General features: G+C 72.3%; 12 protein-coding genes and 1 pseudogene. 10 read left to right on the plus strand and 3 right to left on the minus strand.

Annotated features, from left to right (window positions below; translation table 11 throughout):
- Positions 1 to 1,223: pseudogene (locus NYZ98_RS18175) on the minus strand (hypothetical protein); the annotation flags it as partial.
- 409 nt (positions 1,224 to 1,632) lie between these two features.
- Between NYZ98_RS18175 and NYZ98_RS18180 the strand changes: the two are divergent.
- A complete protein-coding gene (locus tag NYZ98_RS18180) occupies positions 1,633 to 2,637 on the plus strand; it encodes a glycoside hydrolase family 26 protein (protein ID WP_262843994.1) in 1,005 nt (334 codons plus the stop codon).
- 24 nt (positions 2,638 to 2,661) lie between these two features.
- Here the strand turns inward: NYZ98_RS18180 and cysC are convergent, their stop codons facing one another.
- Positions 2,662 to 4,209: an adenylyl-sulfate kinase gene (gene cysC, locus NYZ98_RS18185; RefSeq protein ID WP_316249579.1), complete on the minus strand. Its 1,548-nt coding sequence runs from the start codon at positions 4,207 to 4,209 to the stop codon at positions 2,662 to 2,664.
- Between cysC and NYZ98_RS18190 the strand changes: the two genes are divergently transcribed.
- Together NYZ98_RS18190 and NYZ98_RS18195 are read left to right on the plus strand one after the other, a co-directional pair.
- The gene (locus NYZ98_RS18190) at positions 4,111 to 4,641 is read left to right on the plus strand and encodes a SigE family RNA polymerase sigma factor (RefSeq protein WP_262843996.1); all 531 of its coding nucleotides are present in this window, start codon (positions 4,111 to 4,113) and stop codon (positions 4,639 to 4,641) included. The two genes, cysC and NYZ98_RS18190, sit on opposite strands and share 99 nt — an antisense overlap.
- Positions 4,638 to 5,873 carry a hypothetical protein gene (locus NYZ98_RS18195; RefSeq protein ID WP_262843997.1) on the plus strand — a complete coding sequence of 412 codons (1,236 nt, stop codon included), beginning with the start codon at positions 4,638 to 4,640 and terminating at the stop codon, positions 5,871 to 5,873. The genes NYZ98_RS18190 and NYZ98_RS18195 overlap by 4 nt, the downstream gene beginning before the upstream one ends.
- 46 nt (positions 5,874 to 5,919) lie before the next feature.
- Here NYZ98_RS18195 and NYZ98_RS18200 read toward each other — a convergent pair whose 3' ends face one another.
- Positions 5,920 to 6,651, minus strand: coding sequence for a class I SAM-dependent methyltransferase (locus tag NYZ98_RS18200; RefSeq protein WP_262843998.1), 732 nt, complete (start codon positions 6,649 to 6,651; stop codon positions 5,920 to 5,922).
- A 435-nt stretch (positions 6,652 to 7,086) separates the two neighbouring features.
- On the opposite strand from NYZ98_RS18200, the gene mfd reads away from it, so the two are divergent.
- The 7 genes from mfd (at position 7,087) to NYZ98_RS18235 (ending at position 15,876) form a co-directional block, all read left to right on the plus strand.
- The gene (mfd, locus tag NYZ98_RS18205; RefSeq protein WP_262843999.1) at positions 7,087 to 10,692 is read left to right on the plus strand and encodes a transcription-repair coupling factor; all 3,606 of its coding nucleotides are present in this window, start codon (positions 7,087 to 7,089) and stop codon (positions 10,690 to 10,692) included.
- A gap of 56 nt (positions 10,693 to 10,748) precedes the next feature.
- Entirely contained in the window at positions 10,749 to 11,393 is a 645-nt protein-coding gene (locus NYZ98_RS18210; protein WP_262844000.1) for a SurA N-terminal domain-containing protein, read from the plus strand.
- 1 nt (position 11,394) lies between these two features.
- Complete coding sequence (locus NYZ98_RS18215; protein ID WP_262844001.1) at positions 11,395 to 12,375, plus strand: MazG family protein; 981 nt, start codon at positions 11,395 to 11,397, stop codon at positions 12,373 to 12,375.
- A 123-nt stretch (positions 12,376 to 12,498) separates the two neighbouring features.
- The gene (eno, locus tag NYZ98_RS18220; RefSeq protein WP_262844002.1) at positions 12,499 to 13,776 is read left to right on the plus strand and encodes a phosphopyruvate hydratase; all 1,278 of its coding nucleotides are present in this window, start codon (positions 12,499 to 12,501) and stop codon (positions 13,774 to 13,776) included.
- Positions 13,777 to 13,832: 56 nt separating this feature from the next.
- Entirely contained in the window at positions 13,833 to 14,249 is a 417-nt protein-coding gene (locus NYZ98_RS18225) for an FtsB family cell division protein (protein WP_262844003.1), read from the plus strand.
- Positions 14,250 to 14,395: 146 nt separating this feature from the next.
- Positions 14,396 to 14,968, plus strand: a complete 573-nt coding sequence (locus tag NYZ98_RS18230) for a DUF501 domain-containing protein (protein ID WP_262844004.1) — start codon at positions 14,396 to 14,398, stop codon at positions 14,966 to 14,968.
- Positions 14,965 to 15,876, plus strand: coding sequence for a Ppx/GppA phosphatase family protein (locus NYZ98_RS18235; protein ID WP_262844005.1), 912 nt, complete (start codon positions 14,965 to 14,967; stop codon positions 15,874 to 15,876). The genes NYZ98_RS18230 and NYZ98_RS18235 overlap by 4 nt, the downstream gene beginning before the upstream one ends.
- Positions 15,877 to 15,996 lie beyond the last annotated feature (120 nt).

Here is a 15,996-nt window from a genome sequence, read left to right on the forward strand (position 1 = left end):
GGGTGGCGGTGGTGGCCGTGGAGTGGGGGGTGGGGGTCGTCTCGGGGGAGGGGGGTGGCGGAGGGCAGGAGGATGACGCCTAGGGCCGCGGTGTCGGTGCGGCGGAGCTGGCGCATGGCCTGGGTGAGCTGTTTGGAGCGGGCCGCGCGGCTCTCGACCACCAGCAGGGCGGCGTCGGCGCGTGCGGCCTGGTCGGTGCGCACCCAGATGGGCGCGAGGCCGGTGAGGGCCACGCGCAGGTCGTCGGCGATCGGCTCGGGATCGGTCCCGGGGGACACGCCACGGACGAGGAGCTCGCCGCCGTCCCGGAGGTGGCGGGCGACGGCCATGGCGAGTTCGCGCAGCTCGCGGGCGTTCTCGCCCTCGCAGAGGACCGGGAGCCCGCTGAGCCGCTCGACGTCGGCGGCCGTGCGCAGCCGCGTGTCGAGGCGGTCGCGGGCCATGGCGGCGCCGGCCCCGGCGAGCAGGCCGAGGAACAGGCCGCTGCCGAGGTAGAGCGGCGGGTTCGGCTGGGCGGGTGAGGTGGGCGAGCGCGCGTCGCTGATGATCGAGCCAGGGAAGACCGTGACGGTCTTGAGTGCGTCGTACTTCACGGTGAGGTTGTAGACCTGCCGGGTCTGGAGGTTCTGCCGCTGGACGGCGATGGTGCGCGCCGCCGATCCGTCCGCCAGGCGCGGCAGCCCGGCCGCGGTCTTGGCGAGCGCGGCGCCGACCTCGCGCAGCTTGCCGGACAGCACCTTGAGCTGGGCGTCGAGCGCGCGCGTCGCGGTCGCCTCGCGGTTGGCGAGGTAGGCCTTGGCGAACGCCTGGGCGCCGGCCGCGGCCGAGACCGGGTCGCGGGAGGCGTACGACACGGCGAGCACCGCCGAGTTGGGCGGAACGGTGACCGTGACGCGGGCCCGCAGCGCGTCGGCGTCGGCGGCCTTGAGCGTCCGCGCGGCCCGGATCGCGACCACGGCGGACCGGGCGATCTGGGCCTCGGTGTCGAGGTTGAGCGGTTCGCGCTGGCGCTGCGTCGTCTGGTTGGTCTGGTCCTGCGCGCCCGTGGGGGACACCAGGAGCTCGGCGGTCGCGACGTAGGTCGGCGGGGTCGTCGCCAGGGCGGCGCCGCCGCAGCAGACGCCGGCGATCAGGAAGATGGTGAGCACGACCCGGCGCCGCAGCAGCATCGAGCCGAAGTCGGAGGTCTCCCGCCCGGTGGCCGGGCCGCGGACTGGGGACACCGGGTGGCTCATGGGTGCGGCAGGCCTCTCGGTGCGGGGGTGTTATGCATATCTGTCCATTTGTGTCTTTTGTGGTGCTCGGAAGTGCCGTGCGGTGAACGGCCTCCCGGAACAGATCCAGAGAACTATAGGCACAAACCAAGATTCCTCGATCCCGGACCGCGATATTTGTTGGACCCCCCGATCTGGCCGCCCACCAGGCAAAACCGGATATTTGCCTAATTAAGAATCCGCAGGTCGGCGAATGGGTGCCGAGTTTCCGGCGGCCCGGCCCTCATTAGTGGGAAGGTGAATATCGTCCTTCGGAGGAAACGGGTAAAAGGGGGGTTTGGCCGCGTTGCGCAAAGTGACGAGAATATGGGTTTTTGGCATTGGGATCGCCGCCGGCTGCGGGCTGATCGTCTACGGCGTGGCCGCCGTCCGACCCCGGCCGGACGCCTTCCCCAGGGACCGCTCGCCCGTGATCGACATGACGCCCCCGAGCGGGGCCCCCGGCTGCGCCGCGACGGCCAAGCTCATTCCGAGCTGCGGCGCGTGGTGGGGCGTGGCCCCCGACGTCTTCGGCGGCCGGCCGCCGTCCCGTGCCATCGTCTCGGCCGAGGAGCGCATGGGACGCAGGGCCGACATCGTGCACGTGTACCACCGCGGCGGTGACCCGTTCCCCACCCCCGAGGAGCGGCGGCTGGCCAGGAAGCGGCTGCTGCTGATCAACTGGAAGCCGTCCGTGGACGACACCTGGGCCGAGATCGCCGACGGCGCGATCGACCACCGCATCGACCGCGTCGCCGACCGCGTCAAGAGGCGGCTGCCCGGCCGGTTCTTCCTCACCATCCACCACGAGCCCGAGAACGACGTGCGCGAGCGGGCGGGATCGGGCATGACCGCGGAGGACTACGCGGCCATGTACCGCCACGTGGTGCTGCGCCTGCGCGCCCGGGGCGTCAGGAACGCCGTCACGGTCATGACGTACATGGGCGCCCCCAACTGGGCGGCCAAGCCGTGGTTCGAGCGCCTGTACCCCGGTGACGACGTCGTCGACTGGGTGGGCCTCGACCCGTACGCCGACCGCCGGGTGAACGACTTCGCCAACCTGGTCGACAAGACCCGCGAGGACCACGCCCGCTGGCCGGGCTTCTACCGGTGGACCCAGACGCGGTTCCCCGGGAAACCGATCATGGTCGCCGAGTGGGGGGCGTTCGAGCGGCACGACGACCCGGCGTTCAAGGTCGCGTTCTTCGAGTCGGTGCGCCGCCAGATCCGCGGCTACCCGCAGATCAAGGCGCTGGTCTACTTCGACTCACCGCGCGCGCCGCGCGGCGACACACGGTTCGACTCCACCGTCGAGGCCGGCCGCGCCTTCACCGAGCTGGCCCGCGTCCCGTACTTCAGCTCGACACCCGTCCCCGACCACTGAAGCCCGGGCATAGCGCCCAGGACGTCAGCGGAGCCAGCCGCCCGAGGTCAGCAGGTCCAGCACCGAGCCGACGGCCCGGTCGACCGTCATGCCGGTGGTGTCGAGGGTCAGGTCGGCGTCGTCGGGCTCCTCGTACGGGTCGGAGACGCCGGTGAACTCGGGGATGAGCCCGGCCCGCGCCTTGGCGTACAGGCCCTTGCGGTCGCGCCGCTCGCACTCCGCAAGCGGTGTGGACACGTGCACGAGGACGAAGTCGGCCCCCACCGTCTCGGCCATGTGGCGCACCTCGTCGCGCGTCGCCGCGTACGGGGCGATGGGCGCGCAGATGGCGAGGCCGCCGTGCCGGGCGACCTCGGCCGCGACGAAGCCGATCCTGCGGATGTTCAGGTCGCGGTCCTGTTTGGAGAACGTGAGCCCGGCCGAGAGCAGCCGCCGTACCACGTCGCCGTCGAGGTAGGTGACCGTGCGACCGCCGCGTTCGAGCAGGACGTCGTGCAGCCCCCGGGCGATCGTCGACTTCCCTGATCCGGACAGACCGGTGAAGAAGACCACCAGGCCGCGCCGGTGCGGAGGCCCGGGAAGCGTGATCGGCTCCGGCCCGGCCAGGTGCTCGTCGGCCCCGTAGGCGGTGGCGATGTGCTCGCGGAGCTCCAGGTCGATCTCGGGTTCGCGGGGGGCCAGGGGGACCACGACGACCCGGGTGCCGGACGGGAGCCCGTCGCGCGCCTTGAGCGCCGCCCGCACGACCGCGGGCCCGCCCTCGCCGAACGCGAGCGGGAGCAGCAGGATCGTCGCGTCCAGTTCCCGGGCGGTGGCGGTGATCTCGTCGAGGTGGTCGAGCGGCCCGCGCATGGTGACGGCGAGGACGGGACGGTCGCCCGCCTCCGCGCGGACCTCGGCGGGGGGCCGCCGCAGGCGGGCGAAGGGCCCGTGCTCGGGGGCGCCGTGCGACTTCACCGGGCCGGCGACCAGGCCGTCGGCGGCCCGCTCGGTGACGGTGACCGTGGCGAGCGCGACGCCTTCGGGGTCGCGCAGGGTGAGCTCCTGCCCGGCGGACACGGGGTGGTCGGGCGGCAGCGTCAGCGTGACCAGGTCGGGCCAGGGGGTGCCGTCGGCCAGGCGCCCGTTCTCGATCACCGAGGCGGTGTCGGCCGAGCCCAGGAAGCCCGTGAGGGGGTCGAACGCGCCGGAGAGCAGCAGCTCCAGATCGGCCAGCTCGCGGGCGTCGGGCACCCACTCGGGGGTTCCGTCGGGATTCGCCGTCATCTGCTCCACATTCTCACGAGGCCAGGATCGCCAGGCCAGGATCCCTGGGTCAGGATCACCAGGCCAGGATATTGGGGTTCGCCGGCCGTCGCGGCGGCCGGGAGACCAGCGGCACCCTACCGGCCGGCGGAACCCCACGGGGCGGGAGGCATAGCGGAGGCGGGCGGGGCGCGTCCAAAGGCTGACATCGACCCTCTGGAGGTGATCGTGGACGTTGCCGAAGAGCGACGTTTCCGCGAGTTCGTGTCGGCGCGCTCGCCGGCGCTCATCAGGCTCGGGTACCTGCTGACGGGCGGCGACCAGCACGCGGCGGAGGACCTGCTGCAGACGGTCCTGGCCAAGACCGCGGCCAGGTGGGGCCGGATCGACGATCCCGAGCCCTACGTGCGGCGGGCCATGTACCGCCAGCAGGTGAGCTGGTGGCGTCTGGCGTCCCGGCGCCGGGAGACCACGGTCGCCGACATGCCCGACATGGCGGGGCGCGACGACACGCACACGGCCGACCTGAAACTCGTCCTGCGCCACGCCCTGGCCCGGCTGACCTCGCGCCAGCGCGCCGTCCTGGTGCTCCGCTACTTCGAGGACCTGCCCGAGGCGGAGGTGGCCCTGATCATGGGCTGCTCGGTCGGTACGGTCCGGAGCACGACCCACCGCTCGCTCGCCAGGTTGCGCGTCGTCGCGCCGGAACTGGCCGATCTGCGTACCCCTCACGAGACCTTCGAGGAGGTCACCTCATGAAGCCCGAGAGCCTGCTGGCGGACACCCTGCGCGACTGGTCCAGGGAGGCGGAGGTCCCCCACGACCTCGCGGACCGGGCCCTGCGGGGGCGGACCCGGCACCGGTTGAGGCGGACCGCCTCGGCCGCGATCCTGACGGCCGCCGTGGTCGCCGCCGGGGTCGTCGTGCCCCAGCTCGTCCGGGACCAGCGCGCGGTCACCACGACGGCCGGTCCGTCGGACGAGATCCGGATCAGCGTGGCGCCCTCCGAGCCGGCCGAGACCGACGTGCGCACGGACACGGAGAACTCGCCGCCGGTGAGGCTCATCGCGGCCGGGCGGGTCGCCGTCTCCGCCTACACCATCGTCAGGGCGGAGAAGCTCCCCGATGAGATGGTGCATTACCGGTACACCTGGTACCTGTACGACCCGGCGGCCGGGACGTACGAGAAGACCCCCTGGGCGAAGCTGGACGTCGCGCCGGGCCTGAAGTACGCGGCCGTGCTGGAGGACGCGCTGCCGGTCCGGCGGGTCGGGATCGTCGACACCTCCACCCGCGCGATCGTGAAATGGATCGGCCTGGACCACCCGGTGGCCGACGTCGCCTGGTCCCCCGACGGCACGCGGCTGCTCACCACGGCCTACGACCGGGACCCGGACGTCCGCCTCGACTACACGGCCGAGGGGCGGCACGAGCCGGCGTCCCCGTCCCGCAGCGGGTTCCACCTCGTGGACGTGAACTCCGGCGCGGCGGAGTTCCACGCCCAGCCCGAGCCGCGTACCGAGAACATGTGCCCCTCCGACAGCGACCTGGGCCCCTTCCACTGGACCGACGACGGCGCGCTGATCTGGGATTCGACGTGCACCACCCCGTCGAAGACGTTCTACGACCTCCAGGGCGCCCCGCACGATCCGCCGAACGGGTGGATCCATCCGTGGATGAGCTCGGAGGAGGCGGGGATCTCCCCCGACGGGAGGTTGTACGCCGACGGCGGGGCACCTCCCGGCCCGCAGACGAGGGTGCGGAACGTCGAGACCGGGGAGATCGCCGGGACGCAGACGATGTTGCAGCTTCTGGCCTGGGCGGACGACGAGCACCTGATCGGGCTCGGGTGCGCGGGGAAGTGCGAGGACGAGTTCCACAGCGGGCTGGCGCTGGTCGGCGTCGACGGTGAGCCGGTCACCCGGTTGTCGGCCGATCAGAAGAACTCGGACTCACCGGGAAGCTGGCGGCCGATCTTCACCCGCCGCTGACGGTCACCGGCCTCGTAGAAGCGCGCGGGTGGCCGCGCGCCGGTGGTCAGATGAGGCGGGCGAAGTGGTTCTGGGGTTTGCGGATCACCAGGATGATCTCGTCGCGCGTGGCGGGCAGGCGGTCTCCGGACAGCCTGCCCACCGCACGGCACACGGCGCGCGCGATCCTGGCGTGCGGTCCGCGCAGCGCCGGGCCCGACGTGCCCGAGTAGTCCTCGGCGATCATCAGCCCGCGCATCAGGCAGTAGGAGTGGATGCCCTCCCGCGAGGCCACCTGCTCGTAGATCGCCGGGAGGGGTCCCACGGCGCCGTCCGGGGCGAACCAGGACCACACGAGCCCGCGCGGCCGGCCGGGCAGCAACCGGTCGCAGAAGCCGTACGCCGTGGCGCGGTCGCGCATGCGGATCAGCAGGAGCCCGCCGGGGCGCAGCGCGTTGACCAGGCGGTCGAGGACCAGCTCGGCGTGCCGCACGCGTTCGAGCAGGAACGCGGCGTGCACGACGTCGAACGTGCGGGGCAGCAGGGGGGCGGCGCGCAGGTCGCCGATGTAGCGGGTGTCCAGGTCGCCGCGGCCCTCGCACGAGGCGCGCAGCACGGGCAGGTCCTCGTCGATGCCGGTGATCCTGGTCTCGACGCGGTCCACCTCGATGGTCTGGCCGTGGCCGCATCCGGCGACCAAGATGTCCAGCCGCCTGCCGAGCTGTTCGGTCCACAGCTCGCGGATCCGCTGGCCGAACACGTCGCCCTGAGTGGCCGGCACCCATCGAACCTCTGACATGTGACTCAGGGTAGTCATGAACGCTCTCGCTGTAGTGGATTCGCCTTGCTAAAGGGCCGTTCTTCATCACGCGAGCCTCCCCGTGACCAGGCCGGGTGCCCCTCGTGACCAGGCAGGGGTGGGCCTCCGCCCGTCCTGGGCCCCCGGCCTCCCGTCCCGGCGGGACCGATTCGATCGGGTGGAGGGGTGGTTCTCGGCGTGGTGAGGCCGCAGGGGAAGTAGCCTTGTGGTAATCCCGGTGAATTCGACGACCCGGGGTAGCGCGCGTCGCTCCGCACAGCCGCGTCCAGCCGTGTGCGTTCACACGGAGTGATCCGAGGCCGTGTCGCTGGCGCGCACGGTGGCGGATCGGTTACGTGGGATGTTCGAGGTTGAGCAGACGGTCCGCGAGGCGTACGAGGACAAGACGGGCGTGACCATGTGGGGGCATTTCTGATGAGTCTTTCCGGATTGCTCGACCTAGTGGTCGCCGACCCCCGGCTGGCGGGCGCCCTTGAGCGCACGGGGGAGGACGTCAACCTGATCGCCCCGCCGGCCCTGCGGCCGTTCGCCCTGGCCGGGCTGGCGCGGCAGCGGCCGGTGCTCGCCATCACCGCGACCGCGCGGGAGGCCGAGGACCTGGTCGCCGCGCTCACCGGCCTCGTCGGGGAGCACGCCGTCGCCGTCTTCCCCGCGTGGGAGACGCTGCCGCACGAGCGGCTGTCCCCCCGCAGCGACACCGTGGGCCAGCGCCTGGCGGTGCTGCGCAGGCTGGCGCACCCCGTTCCCGGCGACCCCGCCGCAGGCCCGCTCAGCGTCGTGGTGGCCCCGATCCGGGCCGTGCTGCAGCCCCTGGTCACCGGCCTCGGCCATCTGGAGCCGGTACGGCTGCGCTCGGGTGACGACGCCGACCTGAACGACGTGGTCGGGCGCCTGGTCGCGAACGGCTACCACCGGGTGGACATGGTGGAGAAGCGGGGCGAGGTGGCCGTGCGCGGCGGCCTGCTGGACGTGTTCCCGCCCACCGAGGAGCACCCGCTGCGCCTGGAGTTCTGGGGCGACACCATCGAGGAGATCCGCTGGTTCAAGGTCGCCGACCAGCGCTCGCTCGAAGTGGCGGACGGCGGCCTGTTCGCGGCGCCGTGCCGCGAGCTGCTGCTCACCGACGAGGTCAGGGAGCGCGCCAGGGAGCTCGGCGAGCTGCATCCCCCGCTCAAGGAGATCCTCGACCAGCTCGCCGAGGGCGTACCGGTGGAGGGCATGGAGGCGTTCGCGCCCGTGCTCGTCGACGGCATGGACCTCCTGCTGGACCACCTCCCCGCCCGCGCGTCGGTGTTCGTCTGCGACCCCGAGCGCATCCGCAGCCGCGCGATCGAGCTGGTGCACACCAGCCAGGAGTTCCTCGAAGCCTCATGGATCAACGCGGCGGCCGGCGGCGAGGCCCCGATCGACCTGGGCGCCGCCGCCTTCCGCAGCCTGGCCGACGTCCGCGACCAGGCCCGCGAGCTGGGCCAGCCGTGGTGGACCATCGCCCCGTTCGTGACCACCGGCCAGGCGGGCGCGGAGGCCCCCGGCCGGTTGACGGCCCAGGGCGGCGGCCCCGCGGCCGGGCACGGCGACGGCAGGCCCGACGACGACACCTACGACGGCAGCGAGGTCGTCGAGCTGTCGGCCCGCGAGGCCGAGTCGTACCGCGGCGACACCCAGCGCGCCCTCGGCGACATCAAGGGGTGGCTCGGCGACGGCCGGGCGGTCGTGCTGCTCAGCGAGGGCCACGGGCCGGCCGAGCGCATCATCGAGCTGCTCAAGGGCGTGGACGTCGCCGCCAGGCTGGTGCCGTCCCTTCCCGACGCCCCCGGCAAGGACGTGGTGAACGTCACCACCGGCCGCGTCGAGCACGGCTTCGTGAGCGACACCGTCGTGGTGCTGACCCACCTCGACCTGGTCGGCCAGAAGGCCTCCACCAAGGACATGCGCCGGCTGCCGTCCCGCCGCAGGAACATGGTCGACCCGCTCCAGCTCAAGGTCGGCGACTTCGTCGTGCACGGCCAGCACGGCGTGGGGCGCTACATCGAGATGGTCCAGCGCTCGGTCCAGGGCGCGACCCGCGAGTACCTGGTGATCGAGTACGCCAAGGGCGACCGGCTGTACGTGCCGACCGACCAGCTCGACGAGGTGACCCGGTACGTCGGCGGCGAGTCGCCCACGCTGAACCGCATGGGCGGCGCCGACTGGGCCAAGGCCAAGTCGCGGGCCAAGAAGGCCGTCAAGGAGATCGCCGGCGAGCTGATCCGCCTGTACAGCGCCCGCATGGCCTCCCCCGGCCACGCCTTCGCCTCCGACACCCCCTGGCAGCGGGAGATGGAGGACGCCTTCCCGTACGCCGAGACCGGCGACCAGCTTGAAGCGATCGACGAGGTCAAGCGCGACATGGAGCGCTCGGTCCCGATGGACCGGCTGATCTGCGGCGACGTCGGCTACGGCAAGACCGAGATCGCCGTGCGCGCGGCGTTCAAGGCCGTGCAGGACGGCAAGCAGGTCGCCGTCCTGGTGCCGACCACCCTGCTCGTCCAGCAGCACCTGTCGACGTTCGGCGAGCGGTTCGCGAGCTTCCCGGTGATGGTGCGGCCGGTGTCGCGGTTCCAGTCCGACGGCGAGGTCAAGGCGACCCTCGAAGGGCTCAAGGACGGCACCGTCGACATCGTGATCGGCACGCACCGGCTGCTCAACCCCGACATCCGGTTCAAACAGCTCGGCCTCATCATCGTCGACGAGGAGCAGCGCTTCGGCGTCGAGCACAAAGAGGCCATGAAGCACATGCGGACGCAGGTGGACGTGCTCGCCATGTCGGCGACGCCCATCCCGCGCACGCTGGAGATGGGCCTCACGGGCATCCGGGAGATGTCGACCATCCTGACGCCCCCCGAGGAGCGCCACCCGATCCTGACCTTCGTCGGCCCCTACGACGAGAAGCAGATCGCGGCGGCCGTGCGGCGCGAGCTGATGCGCGACGGCCAGGTGTTCTTCGTCCACAACCGGGTGTCGTCGATCAACCGGGTGGCCGCCCGCATCCGCGAGCTGGTCCCCGAGGCCCGCGTGGCGGTCGCCCACGGGCAGATGAACGAGCAGCAGCTCGAGAAGATCATGGTCGGGTTCTGGGAGCGCGACTTCGACGTGCTCGTGAGCACCACCATCGTCGAGTCGGGCCTGGACATCCCCAACGCCAACACCCTGATCGTGGACCGCGCGGACAACTACGGCCTGTCGCAGCTCCACCAGCTGCGCGGCCGGGTCGGCCGGGGCCGCGAGCGCGGTTACGCCTACTTCCTGTACCCGCCGGAGGCCCCGCTCACCGAAACGGCACACGAGCGCCTGGCGACGATCGCCCAGCACACCGAGATGGGCGCCGGCATGTACGTCGCCATGAAGGACCTGGAGATCCGCGGCGCCGGCAACATCCTCGGCGCCGAGCAGTCCGGGCACATCGCGGGCGTGGGCTTCGACCTGTACGTCCGGATGATGGCCGAGGCCGTGCAGGAGCAGAAGGCGAAGCTGGCCGGCGAGGAGTTCGTCGAGGAGCGCGCCGACGTCAAGGTGGAGCTGCCGCTCAACGCGCACATCCCCCACGACTACGTGACCTCCGAGCGGCTGCGCCTCGAGGCCTACAAGCGCCTGGCGGCGGTGGGCACCGGGGCCGACATCGTGGCCGTCCGCGAGGAGCTGGTCGACCGGTACGGCCGGCCGCCGCAGGAGGTGGACAACCTGCTGGAGGTGGCCCGCTTCCGCGTGCACGCCCGTGGCGCCGGGCTGACCGACGTGGCGCTCCAGGGCCAGCACATCAGGTTCGCGCCGGTGGCGCTGCGCGAGTCGCAGCAGGTCCGCCTGGACCGGCTGTACCCCAAGGCGATCTACAAGGTGGCCGCCGGGTCGCTGCTGGTGCCGGTGCCGAAGACCAAGCCGATGGGGGGCCGCCCGCTGCGCGACCTCGATCTGCTCAAATGGTGCACCGACCTGGTCGAGGCGATGTTCCTGGAGCCCGCCAGGGCGTCCGGGGCTCGATGACCGATCTCGTGCGCGGTTTGAGTAGAGTAAGCCCGCGTCTGTCGAAGGGACCGTTAGTGAAGTCGAACCGTATGCGCGCGCTGCCGGTCGTCGTGGCGGCCGTGTTCGCGGGCGCCGGGCTCACCGCCTGCTCCGCCCCCGTACAGGCCGGAACCGCGGCCACCGTCGGCGGCGACCGCATCACCACCGGCCGTCTCGACTCCGAGGTCAGGGAGTTCCAGGCGGCGCTGAAGACCGCCAAGATCACCGAGGCGCAGCTCCAGCTCCCGTCGGGGGTCCCGAGGGCGGTGCTGCTCCAGATGATCTCCATCCGGCAGTTCCAGCAGTTCGCCCAGCGCAACGGCGTCACGGTCTCCGAACGCGAGATCGCCGACTTCCTCACCGAGCAGGGCGGCATGGCCAAGATCGGCCCGGCGGCGCTCTCCAAGGGCGTGCCCCCGTCGGAGACCCGCGAATGGGTGCGCACGGCGCTGATCTACCAGAAGTCGCTGCAGCAGTTCGGCGCCAACCTCACCGACCAGGCCTCCGTGCAGGCCGCCCAGGTGAAGCTGTTCGGCCAGATGGACACCATCCCGGTCAAGGTCTCCCACCGCTACGGCACCTGGGACCCGCAGCAGGGCCTCGTCGAGGAGGCCCGGTTCGGCAAGCCCGCCCCGGGTTCCGAACCCACGACCCAGCCGGATCCCGCCGCCGGGCAGTGAGGTGACCCTCGTCGTCCTCACCACCTCGCCCAGGGTGGCCCCCGGCCTGCTGAGCGGGCGGGCGTGGTCGGTCCTCGGCTCCGGCCGGGTGCTGACCGGCTCCGCCGACCACCCCCTGTTGCCGTACCTGGCGGACGAGGGGATCCCGGTCGAGGTGGTGGCGCCCGATCCCGGCGCGCTGGCGCGCGAGGGCCGCGACGGCACGCTCGTCTGGCTCGCCGCCCTGAACGGCGACGAGCCGCTCATGCGCGCCGTCGGCCGCGCCGCGCTCGCCATGGAGGACCCCCCGGTCATCGAGCTGGTCCCCGGCTCCTACGACCTGCCGGGCGCGCGCCTGCTCGACCTGGTGACCGTCATGGACCGGCTGCGCCGCGACTGCCCGTGGGACGCCAGGCAGACCCACGCGTCGCTCGTGCCCTACCTGCTGGAGGAGTCCTACGAGGTCCTGGAGACCATCGAGGACGGCGACCACGCCGCCCTGCGTGAGGAACTGGGCGACCTGCTGCTCCAGGTGGTGTTCCACGCCCGCCTGGCCCAGGAGCGCGCGCCCGAGGACGGCGGCTTCGACGTGGACGACGTCGCGGGCGGCATCGTCGACAAGCTGGTCCGCCGCCATCCCCACGTGTTCGCCGAGACCGTGGTGAGCGGGGCCGAAGAGGTCAGCGACAACTGGGACACGATCAAGGCGGCCGAGCGGGCGGAGAAGGGCTGGGAGTCGCTGCTCGACGGCGTCCCGATGGGCCAGCCCGCGCTCTCCCTCACCCACGGTCTCCAGGGCCGCGCCGAGCGGGCCGGGGTCCCCGAATCCCTGTCCCGGGCCGTCGGCCAGGGCATCGGGCGCGAGCTGTTCGACCTCGTACGACGGGCCCGCGCGGCCGGGATCGACCCCGAGGCCGAGCTACGCGCCGCCGCCCGCGCCTACCGCGAACGCGTCCGCACCTGGGAGCGTTCCGGCCGCGAGGCCGCAACGGGGGAGCGGTAGCCGTGGCGGCCGGCGGGGCCCGATAGGCTCAGCAGGCAAACCGTCCGCAACCGCATCGCGCACGACGGCGCGGTGGCCGGGTTCCGGGGGCCCTCCCCGGGTTGACCGATCTAGGAGCGCTTCGTGGCTGCCATCGAGGCCGTTACCGCCCGCGAGATCCTCGACTCCCGTGGTAACCCCACGGTCGAGGTCGAGATCCTGCTCGACGACTACAGCACCGGCCGCGCGGCCGTCCCGAGCGGCGCGTCCACCGGCCAGTTCGAGGCCGTGGAGCTGCGCGACGGTGACGGGCGTTACGGGGGCAAGGGCGTCCAGAAGGCCGTGCTCAACGTCACCGACGAGATCGCCGACGAGATCATCGGCTTCGACGCCGAAGAGCAGCGGCTCGTCGACCAGACCATGCTCGACCTCGACGGCACCCCCAACAAGGGCCGGCTCGGCGCCAACGCCATCCTCGGCGTGTCGCTGGCCCTGGCCAAGGCCGCCGCCGACAGCGCCGACCTGCCGCTGTTCCGCTACGTCGGCGGGCCCAACGCCCACGTGCTGCCGGTCCCCATGATGAACATCCTCAACGGCGGCGCGCACGCCGACAGCAACGTCGACATCCAGGAGTTCATGATCGCGCCGATCGGCGCCGAGACGTTCTCCGACGCGGTGCGCATGGGCACCGAGACCTACCACGCGCTGAAGGGCGTGCTGAAGGAGAAGGGCTACGCCACCGGCCTCGGCGACGAGGGCGGGTTCGCCCCGAACCTCCCGAGCAACCGCGACGCGCTCGACCTGATCCTCGTGGCCATCGAGAAGGCCGGCTTCACCCCGGGCGAGGACATCGGGCTGGCGCTGGACGTGGCCGCGAGCGAGTTCCACTCCGCCGGCGTCTACACCCTGGACGGCAAGGGCCACTCCTCCGACGAGCTGATCTCCTTCTACGAGGACCTCGTCCGCTCCTACCCCCTGGTCTCGATCGAGGACCCGCTGAACGAGGAGGACTGGGAGGGCTGGAAGGCCATCACCGCCTCGCTCGGCGGCAAGGTCCAGCTCGTGGGCGACGACCTGTTCGTCACCAACCCCGAGCGCCTGGCCCGGGGCATCGAGGAGGCCTCCGCCAACGCCCTGCTGGTCAAGGTCAACCAGATCGGCACGCTGTCGGAGACCCTCGACGCCGTGGACCTGGCCCACCGCAACGGCTTCCGCTGCATGATGAGCCACCGCTCCGGCGAGACCGAGGACACCACGATCGCCGACCTCGCCGTGGCCACCAACTGCGGCCAGATCAAGACCGGTGCCCCGGCGCGCTCCGACCGCGTCGCGAAGTACAACCAGCTCCTCCGCATCGAGGAACTGCTCGACGACGTGGCCCGTTACGCGGGTCGCGGAGCGTTTCCGCGGTTCCGGGGCTAGTTTTCTCCGTACGGCTTGCGCCATTTGCGCGTAAGCCGTACGGACCTGGGGGGATCATGAAGAAACGACCGCAGCTCACCGGCCGGGCCGCGATCCTCGCGGTCGTCGTGTGCGCGATCGCCATGAGCCTCGCGTACCCCGTGCGCGAGTACGTGGCGCAGCGTCGCCAGATCGCCCAGCTTGAGAAGCAGGAGGCGCAGGCGCTCAAGGACCTCCAGGCGCTCGGCGAGCGCAGCAAGCGGCTCGACGACCCCGCCTACATCAGGCAGCAGGTCAGGTCCCGGCTGCACTACTGCGGCGTCGGCGAGGAGTGCCTCGTCCTGCTCGACGCGGCCAAGAAGGCCAAGCAGCCCAAGGCCGGCTCGCCGCCCGCCGAGCGGGCGCCGTGGTACCAGACGCTGTGGGAGTCGGTCGAGGCGGCCGACCGGGGCACCGGCCGCCGCGTCGAGATGGGCCGCACGCCCGCGCCGTAGCGCTCGCCGGGGTGGGCCGCACGCCCGTAGTGTTCGGCGAGGTGAGCCGTGCGCGCCGTAGTGTTCGGCGAGGCAGGTCGCACGCGCGCGCCGTAGTGTTCAGCGAGGCGGGCCCGGCCCGTGACGTACTTTCCTGGGAGTGGACGATGGTGGATCCGGCCGACGCGGCCGCGGTGGAACGGCAGCTCGGCCGGCCGCCCAGGGGACTGCGGGCGGTGGCCCACCGGTGCCCCTGCGGGCTGCCCGACGTCGTCGAGACCGCCCCGAGGCTGGCCGACGGCTCGCCGTTCCCGACCCTGTACTACCTGACGTGCCCGAGGGCGGCCTCGGCCATCGGCACGCTGGAGTCCTCCGGGCTGATGAAGCGGATGCAGGCCCGGCTGGCGGAGGACGCCGAGCTGGCCTCGGCGTACGCCCGGGCCCACGACGACTACGTCGAGCGGCGGGACAAGGTCGCCTCCGAGGACGGGCTGGAGCCGCTGCCCCGGGACATGCAGAGCGCGGGCGGCATGCCCGGCCGGGTGAAGTGCCTGCACGCGCTGGTGGGCCACGAGCTGGCCGTACCGGGCGCCAACCCCTTCGGCCGCGAGGCACTCGCCGCCCTGCCCGACTGGTGGGCCGACGGCCCCTGCGTGGACGCCTCCGGGGACTCGGCGGACGGCCCGGCGACGAGCCCGGCGGAGAACGTGGTCGAGGGTTCGGCGGGGGAGGGGGCATGACGCGGGTGGCGGCCGTCGACTGCGGGACGAACTCCGTCCGCCTCCTCATCGCCGACATATCCGGAGACGAGCTGTCCGACGTCGAGCGGCGGATGCGCATCGTCCGGCTCGGCGCCGGAGTGGACAGGACCGGGCGCCTCGCGCCCGAGGCGCTGGACCGCACCTTCACCGCGATGCGCGAGTACGCCGGGCTGATCAAGGAGCACGGCGCCTCGCGGGTGCGCGTCGTGGCCACCAGCGCCACCCGGGACGCCGCCAACCGTGGCGACTTCACCGACGGCGTCCGGGAGATCTTCGGCGTGGAGCCCGAGGTGATCACCGGCTCCGAGGAGGCCCACCTGTCGTTCACCGGCGCCACCATGGGCCTCACCGGGTTCGAGCTTCCCGTCCTGGTCGTCGACATCGGCGGCGGGTCCACCGAGTTCGTGATCGGCTCGGCCGGCGTGGACAGCGCGATCTCCGTCGACATCGGCTGCGTGCGCCTGACCGAGCGCCACCTCTCGTCCGGTGCGACCCCGGAGGCCGTGGCGGCGGCGGTCGCCGACATCGACGCGGCCCTGGACCGCGTGGCGGCCGCGGTGCCGGTGGCCCGTGCGCGCGCGCTGATCGGCCTGGCCGGCTCGGTCACCACGGTCGCGGGCATCAGCCTCGGCCTGACCGGCTACGACCCCAGGCGGACCCACGGCGCGCGGATCCCGGCCGCGCGGGTCCGTGAGGTGTCGGAGCGGTTGCTCGCCATGACCCACGACGAGCGGGCGGCGATCCCGGTCATGCACCCCGGCCGCGTGGACGTGATCGGCGCGGGTGCCCTCATCCTGGACCGCCTGGTCGGCCGGTTCGGCTTCGCCGAGGTGATCGTCAGCGAGCACGACATCCTCGACGGCATCGCCCGCGGCCTGACCCCCTGACCTTCCGGCCCTCGAACGGGCCCGACCTCTCGAACCGGCCCGACCTCATCGGCCCGACCCGGCCTCTCGGACCGGCCCGGCCCGTGAGCGACGGTCGCCGGTCCGGGCATCGGGCGCGGG

Source organism: Sphaerisporangium corydalis, assembly GCF_025506355.1.
GTDB lineage: Bacteria > Actinomycetota > Actinomycetes > Streptosporangiales > Streptosporangiaceae > Sphaerisporangium > Sphaerisporangium corydalis.